The following is a 15629-nucleotide window of genomic DNA, read 5'->3' on the forward strand; positions in this document are numbered from 1 at the left end:
GCTACTCGTCAGAGGGAAAGACCTGTTCGCCGGTGTCCGCCAGGCGCAGGGCGATCGCTTCGACCGGGCAGCCCTCGGCCGCCGCGAGCACCGCCTCGGAAGCATCGGCCTCCGGCTCGACGGGATGCGACTGCCGCGCCCCGTCGAGCCGGAAGCCGCCCGGCGCGGTGCTCACGCACATCCCCGAGCCGATGCACACGCCCCGGTCCACCTCGATCCGCCAGCGGTCCCCCATCAGTCCGTCTCCCCGTCCCAGCCCTGGGGCAGGTGGATCATCTTGTGCTCCAGATACGCGGCGAACCCCTCCGGGCCGAACTCCCGGCCCAGACCGGAGTTCTTGTAGCCGCCGAACGGCCCGAGCATGTCGAGGCTGAAGGTGTTGACCGAGTAGGTGCCGGTGCGGATGCGCCGCGCGAAGCCGATGCCGTGCCCGACGTCCGCCGTCCACACGGAGCCGGACAGCCCGTAGTCGGAGTCATTGGCGATCCGGGCCGCCTCCTCCTCGTCCCCGTACGGCAGCAGACAGATCACCGGACCGAAGATCTCCTCACGGGCGATCCGCATGCCGTTGCCGACATCGCCGAAGAGCGTGGGCTCCACATACCAGCCGGTGTCCAGGGCCTCCGGACGGCCGCCGCCCGTCAGCACCTTGGCGCCCTCCCGCTGCCCCAGCGCGATGTAGTCCAGCGACCGCTTCTGCTGCCGCCGCGCCACCAGCGGCCCGACCTGGGTGGCCGGATCCAGCGGGTCGCCGACGACCAGGGCGGAGGCGGCGGCGGCGAAGCGCTCGGCGATCTCGTCGTAGTGGCTGCGCGGGGCGAGGATCCTGGTCTGGGCCACACACGCCTGGCCATTGTTCATCCAGGCGTTGGGCACGATCCCGGCGACGGCCGCGTCCAGATCCGCGTCCGGCAGGATCACCGCGGCCGACTTGCCGCCCAACTCCAGCGTGACCCGGGTCAGATGGCGCGAGGCGACCTCCATCACCCGCTTGCCGGCCGCGACCGACCCGGTGAACGACACCTTGTCCACGCCCGGGTGGCCGACCAGATACTCGCTGACCTCGCGGTCGGCCGGAAGGATCGACAGCACCCCCTCGGGCAGCCCCGCCTCGGCCGTGATCTCCGCCAGGATGTAGGAGTCCAGCGGCGTCTCGGGGGACGGTTTGAGGATCACCGAGCACCCGGCGAGCAGCGCGGGCGCCAGCTTCGCGGCGGCCACGAACTGCGGCACGTTCCACGGCACCACGGCCGCGACCACCCCGACCGGCTCCCGCCGCACCAGCAGCGGGCCGAGCACCCCGGCCCGCCGCTCCTCGTAGCCGAAGTCGCGGGCCACGGTGATGGCCGCGTCCCACACCATCATCGCGCCGAGCGCCTGGGCGAGGACGCTCCAGGAGTACGGGGAGCCGTTCTGCGCGCTGATGACCCGGGCGATCTCCTCATGGCGTACGGCGATGGCGTCCTTGATCCGGGTGACCACCGCGATCCGCTCGGCCACGCTCATCCGGGGCCAGGGGCCCTCGTCGAACGCCGTCCGCGCCACCGCGACCGCCCGGTCCACATCGCCGCGCGCGGCGTGTGGCACCCGGCCGATGACCTCCTCGGTGTGGGGCGAGACGACCTCGATGGTGTCGTCGCCCGCCGGGTCGGTCAGCGTGCCGCCGATGAAGAGCTGCCCGTGCTCGATGAGATCGCCCATCGTTCGCCTCCGGCCGATGACTGAGGGGTACGTCCGGCTGGCCCGCACCCGGGGCCGCCGACAGCCGGCCCGCACTCGGGGCCGCCAACAGCTCGCCCGATCGCGGGACCGCCACTGGCTCGCCCGTTCCGGGGCCGAACAGCTCGCCCGAACCCGGGGCCGCCAATATCTGACGCTGCATCAGAACTGATACCAGTTCCAGCTATAGTGGGCAATGCTTGTGTCGAGGAGAGGGGGAGCCGATGGCGCAGGTGGCGCGGGTGACCGAGCACGGCGGCGGAGTGTGGAGCATCCCGGTCCCGATCCCCGACAATCCGCTCGGGCACACTCTGGTCCACCTTCTCGACACCGACCGCGGCCCGGTCCTGATCGACACCGGCTGGGACGACCCCACGGCCTGGGACACCCTCACCGCCGGGCTCGCCGCATGCGGCACCTCCGTCTCCGATGTCCACGGCGTCCTCGTCACCCATCACCACCCCGACCACCACGGGCTGTCCGGCCAGGTGCGGGAGGCGTCCGGGGCGTGGATCGCGATGCACGCCGCCGACGCCCAGGTCGTCCGGCGCACCCGCGAGGCCGAGCCCTCCCGCTGGCTCGTCTACCTGGAGGAGAAGCTCAGCGCGGCCGGGGCGCCCGAGGAGCATCTGGCCCCGCTGCGCGCCAGCCGCGCGTCCGGCCGCACGGGCCTCCCGGGGCAGCGGGCCGCCCTCCCCGACCGCGAGATCGTCCCCGGTGAACTCCTCGATCTGCCGGGCCGCCGGCTGCGCGCCGTCTGGACCCCCGGCCACACCCCCGGCCATGTCTGCCTCCACCTCGAAGAGGCCCACCCGGCGGCCGGCGAGGGCATGCCCGGCCATGGCCGTCTCTTCTCCGGTGACCATCTGCTGCCCGAGATCACCCCCCATATCGGGCTCTACGAGGACCCCGACGACACGACCGTCATCGACCCCCTCGGCGACTACCTCGACTCCCTCGAACGCGTCGCCGCCCTCGCCCCGGCCGAGGTGCTCCCCGCCCATCAGTACGCCTTCACCGACGCCCCGGCGCGGGTGCGCGCGCTGCTGAGCCACCACGAGGAGCGGCTGGCCGGGCTGCGGGCCCTGCTCACCACCCCGCTCACCCCGTGGCAGCTCGCCGAATCCATGGAGTGGAACCGCCCCTGGGAGCAGATTCCCTACGGCTCCCGCAACATCGCGGTCTCGGAGGCGGAGGCGCATCTGCGCCGGCTGGTGAAGCTGGGCCGGGCGGAAGCGGTGCCGGGCAGCGATCCCGTTACCTACCATGCGATTTGATTGACGTACGGGGTGCCGGTCCTCCTGACGGGCAGTTAGCCTTACCCGCTTCGGCGCACCCACCCCCGTATCAGCAGGAGCATGCGTGACGAGCCCCACCCGCGATTCCGCCCCCACCCCAGGCCCGGATTCCGGGCCGACGCCCGGCCCGGATTCCGGCGCGATACCGGGCCCGGATTCCGCCCCGGCCCCAGATCCGGACTCCACTCCGGCAGCCGGTCCGACACCGCCCCCGGGCTGCCCCGCGCACTCCGGTCGGGCCCCGGCCGGGGAACGGCTGGAGTCGCTGCACGGCCCCGAGTTCGCCGCCGACCCGGCCGCCACCTACGCGCGGCTGCGGGAACACGGGCACATCGGGCCCGTGGAGCTGTCGCCCGGCGTCCCCGTCTCGCTCGTCACCAGCTATCAGACCGCGCTGGACATCCTGCGCAGCCCCGAGACGTTCGCCAAGGACGCGCGCCACTGGCAGGCTCTCGCCGACGGCACCATCCCCCTGGACAACCCCGTCGTGCCGATGATGATGTACCGGCCGAACGCGCTGTGCAGCGACGGCGAGGCACATCACCGGCTGCGCGCGGCGATCTCCGACACCCTCGACCGGCTGGACATCCACGCGCTGCGCCGCTACGTGGAGCGCAGCGCCGACTTCCTCATCGACCTCTTCGGCCCCAAGGGCGAGGCCGATCTGCTCAAGGAGTACTCCGCCCGGCTCCCGCTGCTCGTCTTCAACCAGCTCTTCGGCTGCCCGCCCGAGCTGAGCGACAAGCTCGTCAGGGCGCTCTCGGCGCTCTTCGACATCACCGAGGACTCCGAGCAGGCCAATGTGCTCCTCGCGGAGACCCTCTTCGAGCTCATCGCCCTCAAGCGGGCCACTCCGGGGCCGGACATGACGTCCTGGCTGATCGCCCACCCCTCCGAGCTCACCGACGAAGAGCTGGTCCACCAGATCGTCGTCCTCGTCGGCGCGGGCACCCAGCCGCAGCAGAACCTGATCTGCAACGGGCTGTTGCTCCTGCTGTCCGACGAACGGTTCGCGGGCGCTCTCGCGGGCGGCACCATGCTGATCGAGGACGCGCTCAACGAGGTGCTGTGGAAGGACCCGCCACTGGCCAACTTCTGCATCCACTACCCGCGCCATGAGGTGACGGTCGACGGACACCGGCTGCCCAAGGGGGAGCCCGTCGTCATCAGCCTCGCCGCCGCCAACAACGACCCGTATCTGCTGTCGAACCGGCGCGGCAACCGGGCCCATCTGGCGTGGAGCGCGGGCCCGCACACCTGCCCCGCGAAGGACCCGGCCCAGGTCATCGCCGCCGTCGCCATCGAGAAGCTCCTCGACCGGCTCCCCGACCTCGAACTGGCCGTGCCCGCTGAGCAGTTGGAGTGGCGGCCCGGACCCTTCCACCGGGCCCTGGCCGCGCTGCCGGTGCGCTTCCCGCGGACGGCCGCCAAGTCCGATGAGGCGCTGGCCGAGATGGTCGCCGCGGCGACGGCGACCGGCGCGGGAGCGGTGGGCAGCACGCCGCCGGTCGCCGGGGAGACCTCGTCGCACGACGGTCCCGCCGAGACCGAGCCGTCGGCGGACGACACTTCCACCACCACGGCGTCCACGTCTGCGGCGCCGGAATCCGGCTCCGAGCACGAGGCCCGCCGCCGCTGGTGGAAGTCCCTGGCCCAGTGGTGGCGCCGCGGGTAGTAGCGCAGAGCGCGCTGTCCCCCGGCTCCCCGCGTTATCGGATTGCCGGGTGGTGGGCGGCCGCGTAGCGTCGCGGCGCATGACCGCGACGCTGCGCACCGCGCGCCTGCTGCTCGAGCCGTACCGGCCCGAGGACGAGGACGCCTTCGTGGCGCTGTTCCAGGACCGGCGGGTGTCCCGCTGGATGGGGGACGGGACGCCCGCTCCGGAGGCGGAGGACCGGGCGCTGTTCGGGCGGATCTTCACCTGATTCTTGCGAGGATGCCCCGGCGTTCACGCCGGGGAGGAATCGCATCCCAGGCCCGCGATGCGGAGCGTCGCCGCGTCGGTCTTCTTCTGTGGGCGCGGAGCGTCCGCCCCAGATGTCCGGCGAGCCGGGCAATGCGTACATACGTACTGCTGGTCGCCGATCGTGATGAAGGGGCCGGACAACTGACATGTCTGTCGCATGGTCGCACTATCGTCTGGGGCGTGAAGCTGGTGGTGCAGGTGAAGCTGCTGCCGACGCCCGTGCAGGCGGCGGCACTTGACGCCACCTTGCGTGCCTGCAACCGGGCCGCCGACCAGGCTTCGAGGGTTGCGTACGAGACGGGTGTGACGAGCCGCAACGATCTGCAAAAGGCTGTCTACACGGATCTGAAGGCCCGGTACGCACTGTCCGCGCAGCCGGTGGTGCGGGTGGTGAAGAAAGTCGTGGACGCTTACACCACCCTGCGCGCGAACCTGAAGGCGGGCCATCTCGGCCCGGCGGACTCGAAGAGGTACCGCAGGGCCACCGGCTCCCCGATCGCCTTCCGGCCGCAGGCGGCCCAGCCCTTCGACGACCGCTGCCTGTCCTGGCGGATGGACGCCCGCACCGTCTCGATCTGGACCGTCCACGGCCGTCTGAAGAACATCGGCTTCGCCGCCTCGCCCGACCAGCTCAAGACCCTGGTCGCGTACCGCAAGGGCGAAAGTGACCTGATCTTCCGGGACGGGAAGTGGTTCCTGGCCGCGACCTGTGAGATCCCCGACCCCGAGGTCTTCGAGCCGGTCGACTGGATCGGAGTGGACCGCGGCATCGTCAATCTGGCCACCACCAGCGACAACACCAACTACCAGGGACAGCGCCTGTCCCGTTACCGGCGTTGGCAGGCCCGCAAACGCGCCGAACTCCAGGCCAAGAAGACCCGCTCGGCCACCCGTCGGCTGGCCCGCCGCGCCAAGAGGGAGCACCGTCATGCCACCCACGTGAACCATGTGATCAGCAAGGAGATCGTGTCGGTCGCGCAACGCACCGGTCGCGGGATGGCTGTCGAGGAACTCGGCGGGGTCCGGGACCGGGTACGGCTACGCCGGGACCAGCGCGGCACGCTCTCTGCCTGGCCTTTCCACCAGTTGGGACAGCACCTTGCTTACAAGGCCCGCCGGGCCGGGGTGCCGTTCCTCGAAGTGGATCCGGCCTATACCTCGCAGCGCTGTCCGCGCTGTGGGCACACCGGTCGGGCCAACCGGCCCGACCGGGACCATTTCCGTTGTCGTCGGTGCGGGCTCGCTGGCCCCGCCGACCTCGTCGCCGGGGTCAACGTGCGCGATCGCGCACGCTCGGCGTGGGTATTCGTCACCATGCCCGTCGCTCCAGGGCCCACCCCGGCCTGAAGCGAGATGCGCCCCGTGACCGTCCCGTCGTAGGGGGCAGTCGGGAGCGCGACAAGGCGTGAACCACCGAGCCACACAAGCTCGGCCGTTCACGGCCGAGAAGGTGACCAAGGTCTATGCCCGGCGGCTGTTCGACGTCTGGGCCGTCCGCGAGGACGGCCGGTACGTCGGCCACGCCGAGATCAAGCCGACCGAGGTCACCGGCGGCCACGAGATCGTCTACGCGCTGGCGCCGGAGGCGTGGGGACGCCGCCTGGGGACGGAGCTGGCCGAGGCGGTCGTCGGCCACGGATTCGGCGCGCTCGGCCTGAGCGCGGTGCACGCCACGGTCACAGCGGCCAACGACGCGTCGCTGGCCCTGCTCACCCGGCTCGGCTTCGCGCACCGCCGCGACATCGAGGAGGACGACGGCACCACGACGCGCTGCCTCACGCTCGTCCGGCCCCCGTCCGTGGAGCTGAGGGCGGCTGAGGTCACCCGATAAGTCGGCGGATAAGGTGTCCGTAAACTTCATACGCGTCCGATCGGGGGAAGCCGGTGCGATTCCGGCGCTGACCCGCAACCGTGAGCGCGCCCTGCGGGGCGTACGAGCCGGAACACCCGGGCGGGCGCGACGACGCAGGCTCCCGCCGCCGGAGGACCGGTGGCGGCACCGTCGAGGTATGCGGAGCTGAGCCGGGTGCCAAACGTGTCGCGGAGCGTTCCGCACGCGGATGGACGGCCGTGCGCGGCTGCGTGCGCCTGTCCACCGACCGAGAGGCACCACAGCCATGAACATTCGCCGCAGTGTGGCGGCTCTTTCCCTGTGCGCCGCCCTGGGCGCGGCCGTCGCGCCTGCCGCTGTCGCCGACGACAGCCCGGCCGGGCGTTCCGAGGGGCTCTACGGCGCCAAGGACCCGAAGTTCGACGGAGTGTGGCGGCAGTCGCTGGCGCTGCTCGCCCAGGACGCGGTGGGCGTCACCCCGGCGAAGTCGGCCATCGACTGGCTGACCGGGCAGAGCTGCGCGGACGGCGGCTTCGCGGCGTATCGCGCGGACACCTCGAAGGCGTGCGACCCGGAGAAGGGCGAGTTCACCGACGCGACGGCGGCGGCGATCCAGGCGCTGGCCGCGGTGGGCGGCCGCGCCGACACCGTGGAGAAGGGCATCGGCTGGCTGAAGCGCCACCAGAACGACGACGGCGGCTGGGGCATGAACCCGGGCGGGCCGAGCGACGCCAACTCCACCTCGGCGGCCATCGGCGCCTTCGCCGCCACGGGTCAGGACCCGGCGAAGCTGAACACCAAGGGCGGCAAGAGCCCGTACGACGCGCTGCTCGGACTGCAGCTCGGGTGCTCGGCGAAGGCGGACGAGCGCGGGGCGTTCGCGTACACCGCGGACAAGGGCAAGCCCGTCGCCAATGAGCTGGCCACCGCGAGCGCCGCGCTGGCCGCCCAGGGCAAGGGCTTCGTCTTCGAGACGGTCGGCAAGGACGGCGGCGCCGAGCCGAAGCCGCTGCGTTGCGCGGGCGGGACGGATGGAGCCGGTTCACCCAAGGACGCCGCCGAGGCCGCGCTGGCCCACCTCTCCCGCGTCATGTCCGACACCGATATGCATCTGAAGTCCGCGATGCCCGGCGCCAAGGACCAGCCCGACTTCGGCGGCACCGCCGACGCGGTGGTGGCGCTCGCCGCCGGGGAGCACAGCGCGACCGCGGGCAAGCCGCTGCAGTGGCTGCAGGGCAAGGACAGCGGCGCGGCGGCCTGGGCCAAGGGCGACCCGGGCGCACTCGCCAAGCTGATCCTCGCGGCCCACGCGGCCGGCGCCGACCCGCGCGACTTCGGCGGCGCCGACCTCGTACAGCAGCTCAACGCCACCGGCCCGAAGCCCGAGGCGGCGGCCCCGGGCGCGAAGTCGGACGGCAAGAGCGAGAAGAAGAGCGACGACGGCGGGGTCGGCGGCGTCTGGTGGACCGTCGGAGTCTGCGCGATCGCGGGCGTGGGCATCGGCTTCCTGCTCAGCGGCCGAAAGAGGCGGCAGCTTTGACCCTCCGCACGGACATGATGCCGACCCCGCGCACGCAGGCTTCGGCCCCGCGCACGCAGGCTTCAGCCCCGCGCGCCCAGGCTTCAGCCCCGCGCGCCCAGGCGGCTTGGGCGCGGCGCGCCCAGGCGGCTTCGGCCCCGCGCACCGGCGCGGCCAAGGCGCGGCGCGTTCGCGCGGCTTGGGTGCGGTACACGTACGCGACATGGGTGCCGTGCACGCGCGCGGCTCGGGTTCTGCGCAGCCGCGTGGCCGGGGCCCCGCGCGCGTACGCGGCCTCGGCCATACGCACGCACGCGGCCTCGGCCCCGCGCGCCCGCGCGGCGTGGGTCCGGTGCGCGTACGCGGCATGGGCCCTGTGCACTCGCACGGCTCGCGCCCTGCCCAGCCGCCCGGCTTCGGCTCCGCGCGCGTACGCGGCCTCGACTCCATGCACGCACGCGCCCTTCGCCCCGCGAGCCCGCGCCGCCCGGCTGCTGTTGCCCGTCGTCGGCCTGCTGCTGCCCGTTCTCGTCCTGTTCGCGATGTTCGGCGCCGCGACCGCGCAGGCCGCCGATGGGTATCGCTACTGGTCGTTCTGGCAGCGGGACGGCGGGGGCTGGAGCTACGCCGCCCAGGGGCCCTCCTCGGCGCGGCCCGGTGACGGCGACATGATCGGTTTCCGCTTTGCGGTCAGCGAGGACTCGAACGACGCCACCCGGCCGCGCGGCATGGCCGATTTCGCCGCCGTCTGCGCCGACACCCCGGCCACGGACGGCACCAAACGGGTCGCGGTGGTCATTGACTTCGGCACGGCCACCGACGCACCCGACCGCCGGACGCCGCCCACGCCCCGTACCGAGTGCGCACGGGTCGGCGAGGACGCGTCCGCCGGGGAGGCGCTGGCCGCCGTCGCGAAGCCGCTGCGCTACAACTCCGCCGCGCTGCTGTGCGCCATCTCCGGCTTTCCGGAGACGGGTTGCGGGGACAAGGTGAGCACCTCCGTGGACGCCCACGCCGCCCCGAAGGGCGACGGCGGCAAGGCGGACGGCGGCTCCGGCCCCTCCGCCGGGCTGATCGGCGGGCTCGCCGCCGTGGTCCTGCTCGGCGCCGCGGCGGTGTGGCAGGCGCGCCGCCGTCGCGTATGAGCGCGCGGATGACCGCCATGCCACCACGTGCCACTCCCGACGCCACGGCCCCGCGCAGCCGCCCCCGCCTCGGGTTCCGCACCCGGTTCCGCACCCGGCCGCGCGCCGGGGCCCCGCGCGGCAGTGCCCCGCGCAGCGGAAGCGCGCTGCACGCGGGGGCCTGGTGGCTGTGGGCGCTCGGGCTGGCCACGGCCGCGTCCCGGACCACCAACCCGCTGCTGCTGGGGCTGCTCATCGCGGTCGCGGGCTATGTGGTGGCCGTACGCCGCACGGACGCCCCGTGGGCCCGCTCGTACACCGCTTTCCTCAAGCTGGGTCTTGTGGTGCTGGCCATCCGGCTGTTCTTCGCGGTCTTCTTCGGCTCGCCGATCCCCGGGACGCGGGTGCTCTTCACGCTCCCCGAAGTCCCGCTGCCCCACTGGGCGCAGGGGGTGCGGATCGGCGGCCGGGTGTCGGCCGAGGGGCTGGTGTTCGCGCTGTACGACGGGCTGCGGCTGGCCACCCTGCTGATCTGCGTCGGCGCCGCGAACGCGCTGGCCAGCCCGGCACGGCTGCTCAAGTCGCTGCCCGGCGCGCTCTACGAGGCCGGAGTGGCGGTCGTGGTGGCGATGACCTTCGCACCGCATCTGGTGGCGGACGTCCAGCGGCTGCGTTCCGCCCGTCGGCTGCGCGGCCGCCCCGACCGCGGCGTGAAGGCGCTGCTGCAGGTCGGACTGCCGGTGCTGGAGGGCGCGTTGGAACGGTCGGTGGCCCTGGCGGCGGCGATGGACGCACGCGGCTACGGCCGTACGGCCCAAGTCCCGCGCGCCGTCGCCCGTACCACCACCGCGCTGACGCTGGGCGGGCTGCTCGGCGTCTGCTGCGGTACGTACGGCCTGCTCGCGGCCGAGGGCGCGGGCTACGGTCTGCCGCTGCTGCTCGCGGGCCTCGCCGCCGCGCTCGCCGGACTGTGGCTGGGCGGCCGCCGCTCGGTGCGCAGCCGCTACCGCCCGGACCGCTGGGGCGTCCGGGCGTGGCTGGTGGCGGGGTCGGGTGCGGCGGTCGCGGCGCTGATGATCCGGGCCGCCTCGTACGCCCCGGGGGCCCTCCAGCCGTCCGTCGTCCCACTCACCGCCCCGACGCTGCCGCTGTGGCCCGCGGCTGGGGTACTGCTGGGCCTGCTCCCGGCCTTCGCGTCCCCGGCCCCGACACGGACTCCGGCCCGCGAACCGGCTACGCCGGACAGGGCCCCCACCAACCCGGCCCACGCCCGGGACCGGCGATGCCCCGACCCCCGGGACACCGGCACCCGGCCCGCAGCCGAGCGGCACCTGCGGCCCGGCGACGCGGCCACAGATCCGCCCCCGGACGCGTCCCGCCAACCGGCCCCGCCGGACGACGCCCCCGCCAACCCGGCCCGAGCGCGGGACCGAGGGCGACCCGACCTCCCCGGCACCGACACCTGGCCCGCCGCCGGGCGGCACCAGAGGCCCCGCGACACGACAACGGAACCGCCCCCGGACACCGCGCCCGCACCGGTACCGCCCCCAGCCACGAGCCGCGAACCGGCCCCGCCGGACGACGCCCCCGCCAACCCGGCCCACGCCCGGGACCGGCGACCCCCCAATCCCCCGTACCCCGGCACCCGACCCGCCGCCGAGCCGCACCGGCAGCCCGGCGACGCGACAACGCAACCACCCCCGGCCCCCGACAACCACCCCAACCCCACCACCGCACAAACCCCACCCGGCGAGCGAGAGGACGAGCGAGCCGAGGCGGGGCCTGAGGAGGCCAGCCCGTGATCCGGTTCGAGCAGGTGTCGGTGCACTACGACGGGGCGGCGCGGCCAGCACTGGCGGGCGTGGATCTGACCGTCCCCGAGGGCGAACTGTGTCTGCTCGTCGGCCCGTCCGGGGTCGGCAAGTCGACACTGCTGGGCGCCGTCTCCGGTCTCGTACCGCATTTCACCGGCGGCACCCTGCGCGGCCGCGTCACCGTCGCGGGCCGGGACACCCGTACCCACAAGCCGCGTGAACTGGCCGACGTCGTCGGCACCGTGGGCCAGGACCCGCTCGCGCACTTCGTCACCGACACCGTCGAGGACGAGCTGGCCTACGGCATGGAGTCCCTCGGCATCGCGCCGGACACCATGCGCCGCCGGGTCGAGGAGACCCTCGATCTGCTGGGCCTCGCCGAGTTGCGGGACCGTCCCATCGCCACGCTCTCCGGCGGGCAGCGGCAGCGCGTGGCCATCGGCTCGGTGCTCACGACCCATCCCCGCGTCCTCGTCCTCGACGAACCGACCTCCGCGCTCGACCCGGCCGCGGCCGAGGAGGTGCTGGCCGTGTTGCAGCGGCTGGTGCACGACCTGGGCACCACCGTGCTGATGGCCGAGCACCGCCTGGAGCGGGTGGTGCAGTACGCGGACCAGATGATCCTGCTGCCCTCCCCCGGCGCCGCCCCGCTGGCCGGGCCACCGGCCGAGTTGCTGCCGGTGTCGCCCGTCCAGCCCCCCGTGGTGGCGCTGGGCGGCCTCGCGGGGTGGCCGCCACCGATGCCGCTGTCCGTACGGGACGCGCGCCGCAAGGCGGGGCCGCTGCGGGAGCGGCTGGCGTCGCTCACCCCGCGGACGGTGGCCGATCCGCCGCCGGACGAGCCGGTGGGCGAGGTGGCGCGGCTGTCCGTACGCCACGGCCGCGTCGAGGCGCTGCGCGGAGTGGACCTGTCGGTGCGGCCGGGCGAGACGGTGGCGCTGATGGGACGCAACGGGGCGGGCAAGTCCACGCTTCTGGCGAGCCTGGTCGGACTGCACGAACCGGCCTCGGGGTCGGTGCGGGTCGGCCCGGGCCGGGTCGTACCGCATCGCACCCGCCCCGCCGAACTGCTGCGCCAGGTGGGCCTCGTACCGCAGGAGCCGCGCGATCTGCTCTACGCGGACACGGTCGCCGCCGAATGCGCGGCGGCCGACCAGGACGCGGGCGCGGCGTCCGGCACCTGCCGTGAGCTGGTCGGCCGGCTGCTGCCGGAGGTGGCGGACGCCGCCCATCCGCGCGATCTGTCGGAGGGACAGCGGCTGGCGCTGGCCCTGGCCGTCATCCTCACCGCCCGTCCGCCGCTGCTGCTGCTCGACGAGCCGACGCGCGGGCTCGACTACGCGGCGAAGGCGCGGCTGGTGGAGGTGGTGCGGGGGCTGGCGGCGGACGGCCATGCGATCGTTCTGGCCACCCACGATGTGGAGCTGGCGGCCGAACTCGCCCACCGCGTCGTCATCCTGGCCGAGGGCGAGGTGGTCGCGGACGGGCCCACGGCGGAGGTGGTGGTGTCCTCCCCCGCGTTCGCCCCGCAGGTGGCCAAGGTTCTGGCGCCGCTGCCGTGGCTGACGGTGCCACAGGTGCGCCAGGCGCTGGAGGGAACACCGTGAGCGGGCAGCGCCCCCTGAGCGGCGAGCCACACCGGCCCGAGGCATACGGCACACAGCCGACCGCTGCGTACGGCGCACAACCGACCGCTGCGTACGCCACCGAGCCGACCGAGGCGTACGACCCAAAGCCGACCACGGCATACGACACGAAGCCGACCGAGACGCACGACACGAAGCCGACCGCGGCCTCCAGCGGTCGCATCCGGGCCGTACGCCTCGGCCCCCGCTCCGTGGCGGCGCTCGCCCTCGTCTCCGCGATCGGTGTCGTCGCCTTCGGCTGGCCGCTGTTCGCACCGGGCGACTCCGGGATCACCACCCATGCCGCCGACGCGCCCTGGCTGTTCGCCGCGCTGCTTCCGCTGCTGCTGGCCGTGGTCGTGGCCACCATCGCGGACACCGGTCTGGACGCCAAGGCCATCGCGATGCTCGGGGTTCTGGCGGCGGCGGGGGCGGCGCTGCGGCCGCTGGGCGCGGGGACGGCCGGGATCGAGCCGATGTTCTTCCTGATGGTGCTGTCGGGGCGGGTGCTCGGCCCCGGTTTCGGCTTCGTCCTCGGCGCGGTGTCGATGTTCGCGTCCGCGCTGCTCACCGGCGGCGTGGGGCCGTGGATGCCGTTCCAGATGCTGGCCATGGGCTGGGTGGCGATGGGCGCGGGCCTGCTGCCCGGCGCCGCCCGGCTCCGCGGCCGGGCCGAGTCACTGCTGCTCGCCGGGTACGGGGCGGTGGCGTCCGTGGCGTACGGGACGGCCATGAACCTGCAGGGCTGGACCCTGATGCAGGGCATGGCCTCGGGGATCTCCTACGTCCCCGGCGATCCGCTCGGCGACAACCTGGCCCGCTTCGTGGCGTACTGCCTGGCCACCTCGCTGGGCTGGGATCTGCCGCGCGCCGTGGTCACGATGGTGCTCACCCTGACCCTCGGCGGCGCCATCCTCAAGGCCCTGCGCCGAGCAACCCGCCGCGCGGCCTTCGAGGCCCCCATCACCTTCGAAGCCCCAACCACCTTCGAGGCCCCGGCGGCCGTCGAGACCTCGGCCCCTTCTGACGCCCCCTAGGGGCAGGTCCTGCCGCACCCCGAGCGGCTGCTGTACGGCAAGACCTTGCGAAGAACTCAGTTCGAGCTCGACCGAGCGGCTCGGAACCAGGTCACCACAATCAGAGCCGCGGTGACGTACATCACGACGCTGAAGTTGGCCACGGATTCGACGTACTGCTCGTAGCCGTCTGCGCGCAGCTGAAGCGCGAGCGAACCAAGCGCAGTCCCAAGCGCCGCGGTAGCGCCGGCGGTGGCGGCGAATGGAGCCTTCCTCATCAGTGCTTCCTCCAAGCCACGAGACAATTGATCAATACCGAGATTACATGCATTGCCATGTCACCTGCCGTAAGCGGTGGCGGAGGGTCGACCCAAGCACCAACTCCCGTGGTGGCTCGGGCAATAGCCGCGTCGAGGTGACCCATGTGATCGCTGCCTGCGGGCGGATCGCTGTGCGCGATTCAGGGGGTCCGAGTGGCCCGGCGACAGCCCCTACAACCGCTGAATAATCGTCCCCGTAGCCAGCGCCCCGCCCGCACACATCGTGATCAGCGCGAATTCCTTGTCCGCGCGCTCCAGTTCATGCAGCGCCGTCGTGATCAGGCGTGCTCCCGTGGCCCCCACGGGATGCCCCAGGGCAATCGCGCCGCCGTTCACGTTCACCTTCGCCAGGTCCTGTTCGAAGACCCGCGCCCAGGACAGCACCACCGAGGCGAACGCCTCGTTGATCTCGACCAGATCGATGTCCTTCAGCGTCATCCCGGCCTTGCCCAGCACCGCCTTCGTCGCGTCGATCGGCCCGTCCAGATGGAAGTGCGGATCGGTGCCGACCAGGGCCTGGGCCACGATGCGGGCGCGCGGGCGCAGCTTCAGTGCCCGGGCCATCCGTTTGGAGGCCCAGAGCACCGCGCACGCGCCGTCGGAGATCTGGGAGGAGTTGCCCGCGGTGTGCACGGCGTTCGGCATGATGGGCTTGAGCCCGCTCAGCGCCTCCATGCTGGTGTCGCGCAGCCCCTCGTCCCGGTCGACGGCCCGCCACATGCCCTCTCCGGCCGTCTGTTCCTCCTCCGTCGTGGGCACCTGCACCGCGAACGTCTCGCGCTTGAACCGCTCCTCCGCCCAGGCCCGCGCCGCCCGCTCCTGGGAGATCAGCCCGAGGGCGTCCACGTTCTCCCGGGTCAGGCCGCGGTGGCGGGCGATCCGCTCGGCGGCCTGGAACTGGTTGGGCAGATCCACGTTCCACTCCTCCGGGAACGGTTTGCCCGGGCCGTGTTTGGAGCCGCTGCCCAGCGGCACCCGCGACATGGCCTCGACCCCGCAGCCGATGCCGATGTCGATGACACCGGTGGCGATCATGTTGGCCACCATATGGTTGGCTTGCTGCGACGAGCCGCACTGGCAGTCCACCGTCGTCGCCGCGGTCTCGTACGGCAGGCCCATCGTCAGCCAGGCGGTGCGGGCGGGGTTCATCGACTGCTCCCCCGCATGGGTGACCGTACCGCCGACGATCTGCTCGACGCAGTCGGGCTGAATGCCGGTACGGGCGAGGAGTTCGCGGTAGGTCTCGCCGAGCAGATAGGTGGGGTGGAGGTTGGCGAGCGCGCCTCCGCGCTTGCCAATGGGGGTGCGTACGGCTTCGACGATGACGGGTTCCGCGGCCATGGCTGTCTCGTCCTCTCATCGCATCCGCGGGGCTCCCGGCAGCGCCCGCGCCAGAA

The 15629-nt window shown here is 73.1% G+C and carries 12 protein-coding genes, 2 pseudogenes and 1 riboswitch; of the genes and pseudogenes, 10 read left to right on the forward strand and 4 right to left on the reverse strand.

The window, feature by feature from the left end:
* Window position 1: 1 nt before the first annotated feature.
* Together CGL27_RS15745 and CGL27_RS15750 are read right to left on the reverse strand one after the other, a co-directional pair.
* Window positions 2-235 carry a ferredoxin gene (locus CGL27_RS15745; protein WP_119987569.1) on the reverse strand — a complete coding sequence of 78 codons (234 nt, stop codon included), beginning with the start codon at window positions 233-235 and terminating at the stop codon, window positions 2-4.
* Window positions 235-1701 (reverse strand): aldehyde dehydrogenase, encoded by a 1467-nt coding sequence (locus CGL27_RS15750; protein WP_119987571.1) that lies wholly within the window; start codon window positions 1699-1701, stop codon window positions 235-237. Before CGL27_RS15750 ends, CGL27_RS15745 begins: the two co-directional genes overlap by 1 nt.
* Before the next feature lie 242 nt (window positions 1702-1943).
* On the opposite strand from CGL27_RS15750, the gene CGL27_RS15755 reads away from it, so the two are divergent.
* From CGL27_RS15755 to CGL27_RS15800, 10 genes and pseudogenes are all read left to right on the forward strand, one after another.
* On the forward strand, window positions 1944-2996 hold the full coding sequence (locus tag CGL27_RS15755) for an MBL fold metallo-hydrolase (protein WP_119987574.1): 1053 nt from the start codon (window positions 1944-1946) through the stop codon (window positions 2994-2996).
* A gap of 85 nt (window positions 2997-3081) precedes the next feature.
* Entirely contained in the window at window positions 3082-4692 is a 1611-nt protein-coding gene (locus CGL27_RS15760) for a cytochrome P450 (protein ID WP_119987576.1), read from the forward strand.
* 79 nt (window positions 4693-4771) lie between these two features.
* Window positions 4772-4939 (forward strand): annotated as a pseudogene (locus tag CGL27_RS15765) (GNAT family N-acetyltransferase); the annotation flags it as partial.
* Between the two features lie 224 nt (window positions 4940-5163).
* The gene (locus CGL27_RS15770; RefSeq protein WP_240450511.1) at window positions 5164-6330 is read left to right on the forward strand and encodes a transposase; all 1167 of its coding nucleotides are present in this window, start codon (window positions 5164-5166) and stop codon (window positions 6328-6330) included.
* A 58-nt stretch (window positions 6331-6388) separates the two neighbouring features.
* A complete protein-coding gene (locus CGL27_RS15775; RefSeq protein WP_240450512.1) occupies window positions 6389-6814 on the forward strand; it encodes a GNAT family N-acetyltransferase in 426 nt (141 codons plus the stop codon).
* A 43-nt stretch (window positions 6815-6857) separates the two neighbouring features.
* Window positions 6858-6932, forward strand: a riboswitch (cobalamin riboswitch).
* Window positions 6933-7100: 168 nt separating this feature from the next.
* On the forward strand, window positions 7101-8354 hold the full coding sequence (locus CGL27_RS15780) for a prenyltransferase/squalene oxidase repeat-containing protein (RefSeq protein ID WP_119987579.1): 1254 nt from the start codon (window positions 7101-7103) through the stop codon (window positions 8352-8354).
* Between the two features lie 521 nt (window positions 8355-8875).
* Window positions 8876-9478 carry an SCO2322 family protein gene (locus CGL27_RS15785; protein WP_240450981.1) on the forward strand — a complete coding sequence of 201 codons (603 nt, stop codon included), beginning with the start codon at window positions 8876-8878 and terminating at the stop codon, window positions 9476-9478.
* Window positions 9479-9624: 146 nt separating this feature from the next.
* Window positions 9625-10665 (forward strand): annotated as a pseudogene (locus CGL27_RS52000) (energy-coupling factor transporter transmembrane component T); the annotation flags it as partial.
* 590 nt (window positions 10666-11255) lie between these two features.
* Window positions 11256-12878, forward strand: coding sequence for an ABC transporter ATP-binding protein (locus tag CGL27_RS15795; protein ID WP_119987584.1), 1623 nt, complete (start codon window positions 11256-11258; stop codon window positions 12876-12878).
* A gap of 200 nt (window positions 12879-13078) precedes the next feature.
* Window positions 13079-13933: an ECF transporter S component gene (locus CGL27_RS15800; protein WP_119994407.1), complete on the forward strand. Its 855-nt coding sequence runs from the start codon at window positions 13079-13081 to the stop codon at window positions 13931-13933.
* A 56-nt stretch (window positions 13934-13989) separates the two neighbouring features.
* On the opposite strand, the gene CGL27_RS15805 is transcribed toward CGL27_RS15800, so the two are convergent.
* On the reverse strand, window positions 13990-14190 hold the full coding sequence (locus CGL27_RS15805) for an SCO3870 family protein (protein ID WP_119987586.1): 201 nt from the start codon (window positions 14188-14190) through the stop codon (window positions 13990-13992).
* Window positions 14191-14403: 213 nt separating this feature from the next.
* Window positions 14404-15573 carry a steroid 3-ketoacyl-CoA thiolase gene (locus CGL27_RS15815; protein WP_119987592.1) on the reverse strand — a complete coding sequence of 390 codons (1170 nt, stop codon included), beginning with the start codon at window positions 15571-15573 and terminating at the stop codon, window positions 14404-14406.
* Window positions 15574-15629 lie beyond the last annotated feature (56 nt).

The organism is Streptomyces sp. 11-1-2 (genome assembly GCF_003595545.1).
Lineage (GTDB): Bacteria > Actinomycetota > Actinomycetes > Streptomycetales > Streptomycetaceae > Streptomyces > Streptomyces hygroscopicus_B.

Bases quoted from the DNA above. Each gene is read 5' to 3' on its own strand.
- CGL27_RS15745 (WP_119987569.1), bottom strand. From the start codon at position 235: ATGGGGGACCGCTGGCGGATCGAGGTGGACCGGGGCGTGTGCATCGGC.
- CGL27_RS15750 (WP_119987571.1), bottom strand. From the start codon at position 1,701: ATGGGCGATCTCATCGAGCACGGGCAGCTCTTCATCGGCGGCACGCTG.
- CGL27_RS15805 (WP_119987586.1), bottom strand. From the start codon at position 14,190: ATGAGGAAGGCTCCATTCGCCGCCACCGCCGGCGCTACCGCGGCGCTT.
- CGL27_RS15755 (WP_119987574.1), top strand. From the start codon at position 1,944: ATGGCGCAGGTGGCGCGGGTGACCGAGCACGGCGGCGGAGTGTGGAGC.
- CGL27_RS15815 (WP_119987592.1), bottom strand. From the start codon at position 15,573: ATGGCCGCGGAACCCGTCATCGTCGAAGCCGTACGCACCCCCATTGGC.
- CGL27_RS15780 (WP_119987579.1), top strand. From the start codon at position 7,101: ATGAACATTCGCCGCAGTGTGGCGGCTCTTTCCCTGTGCGCCGCCCTG.
- CGL27_RS15785 (WP_240450981.1), top strand. From the start codon at position 8,876: ATGTTCGGCGCCGCGACCGCGCAGGCCGCCGATGGGTATCGCTACTGG.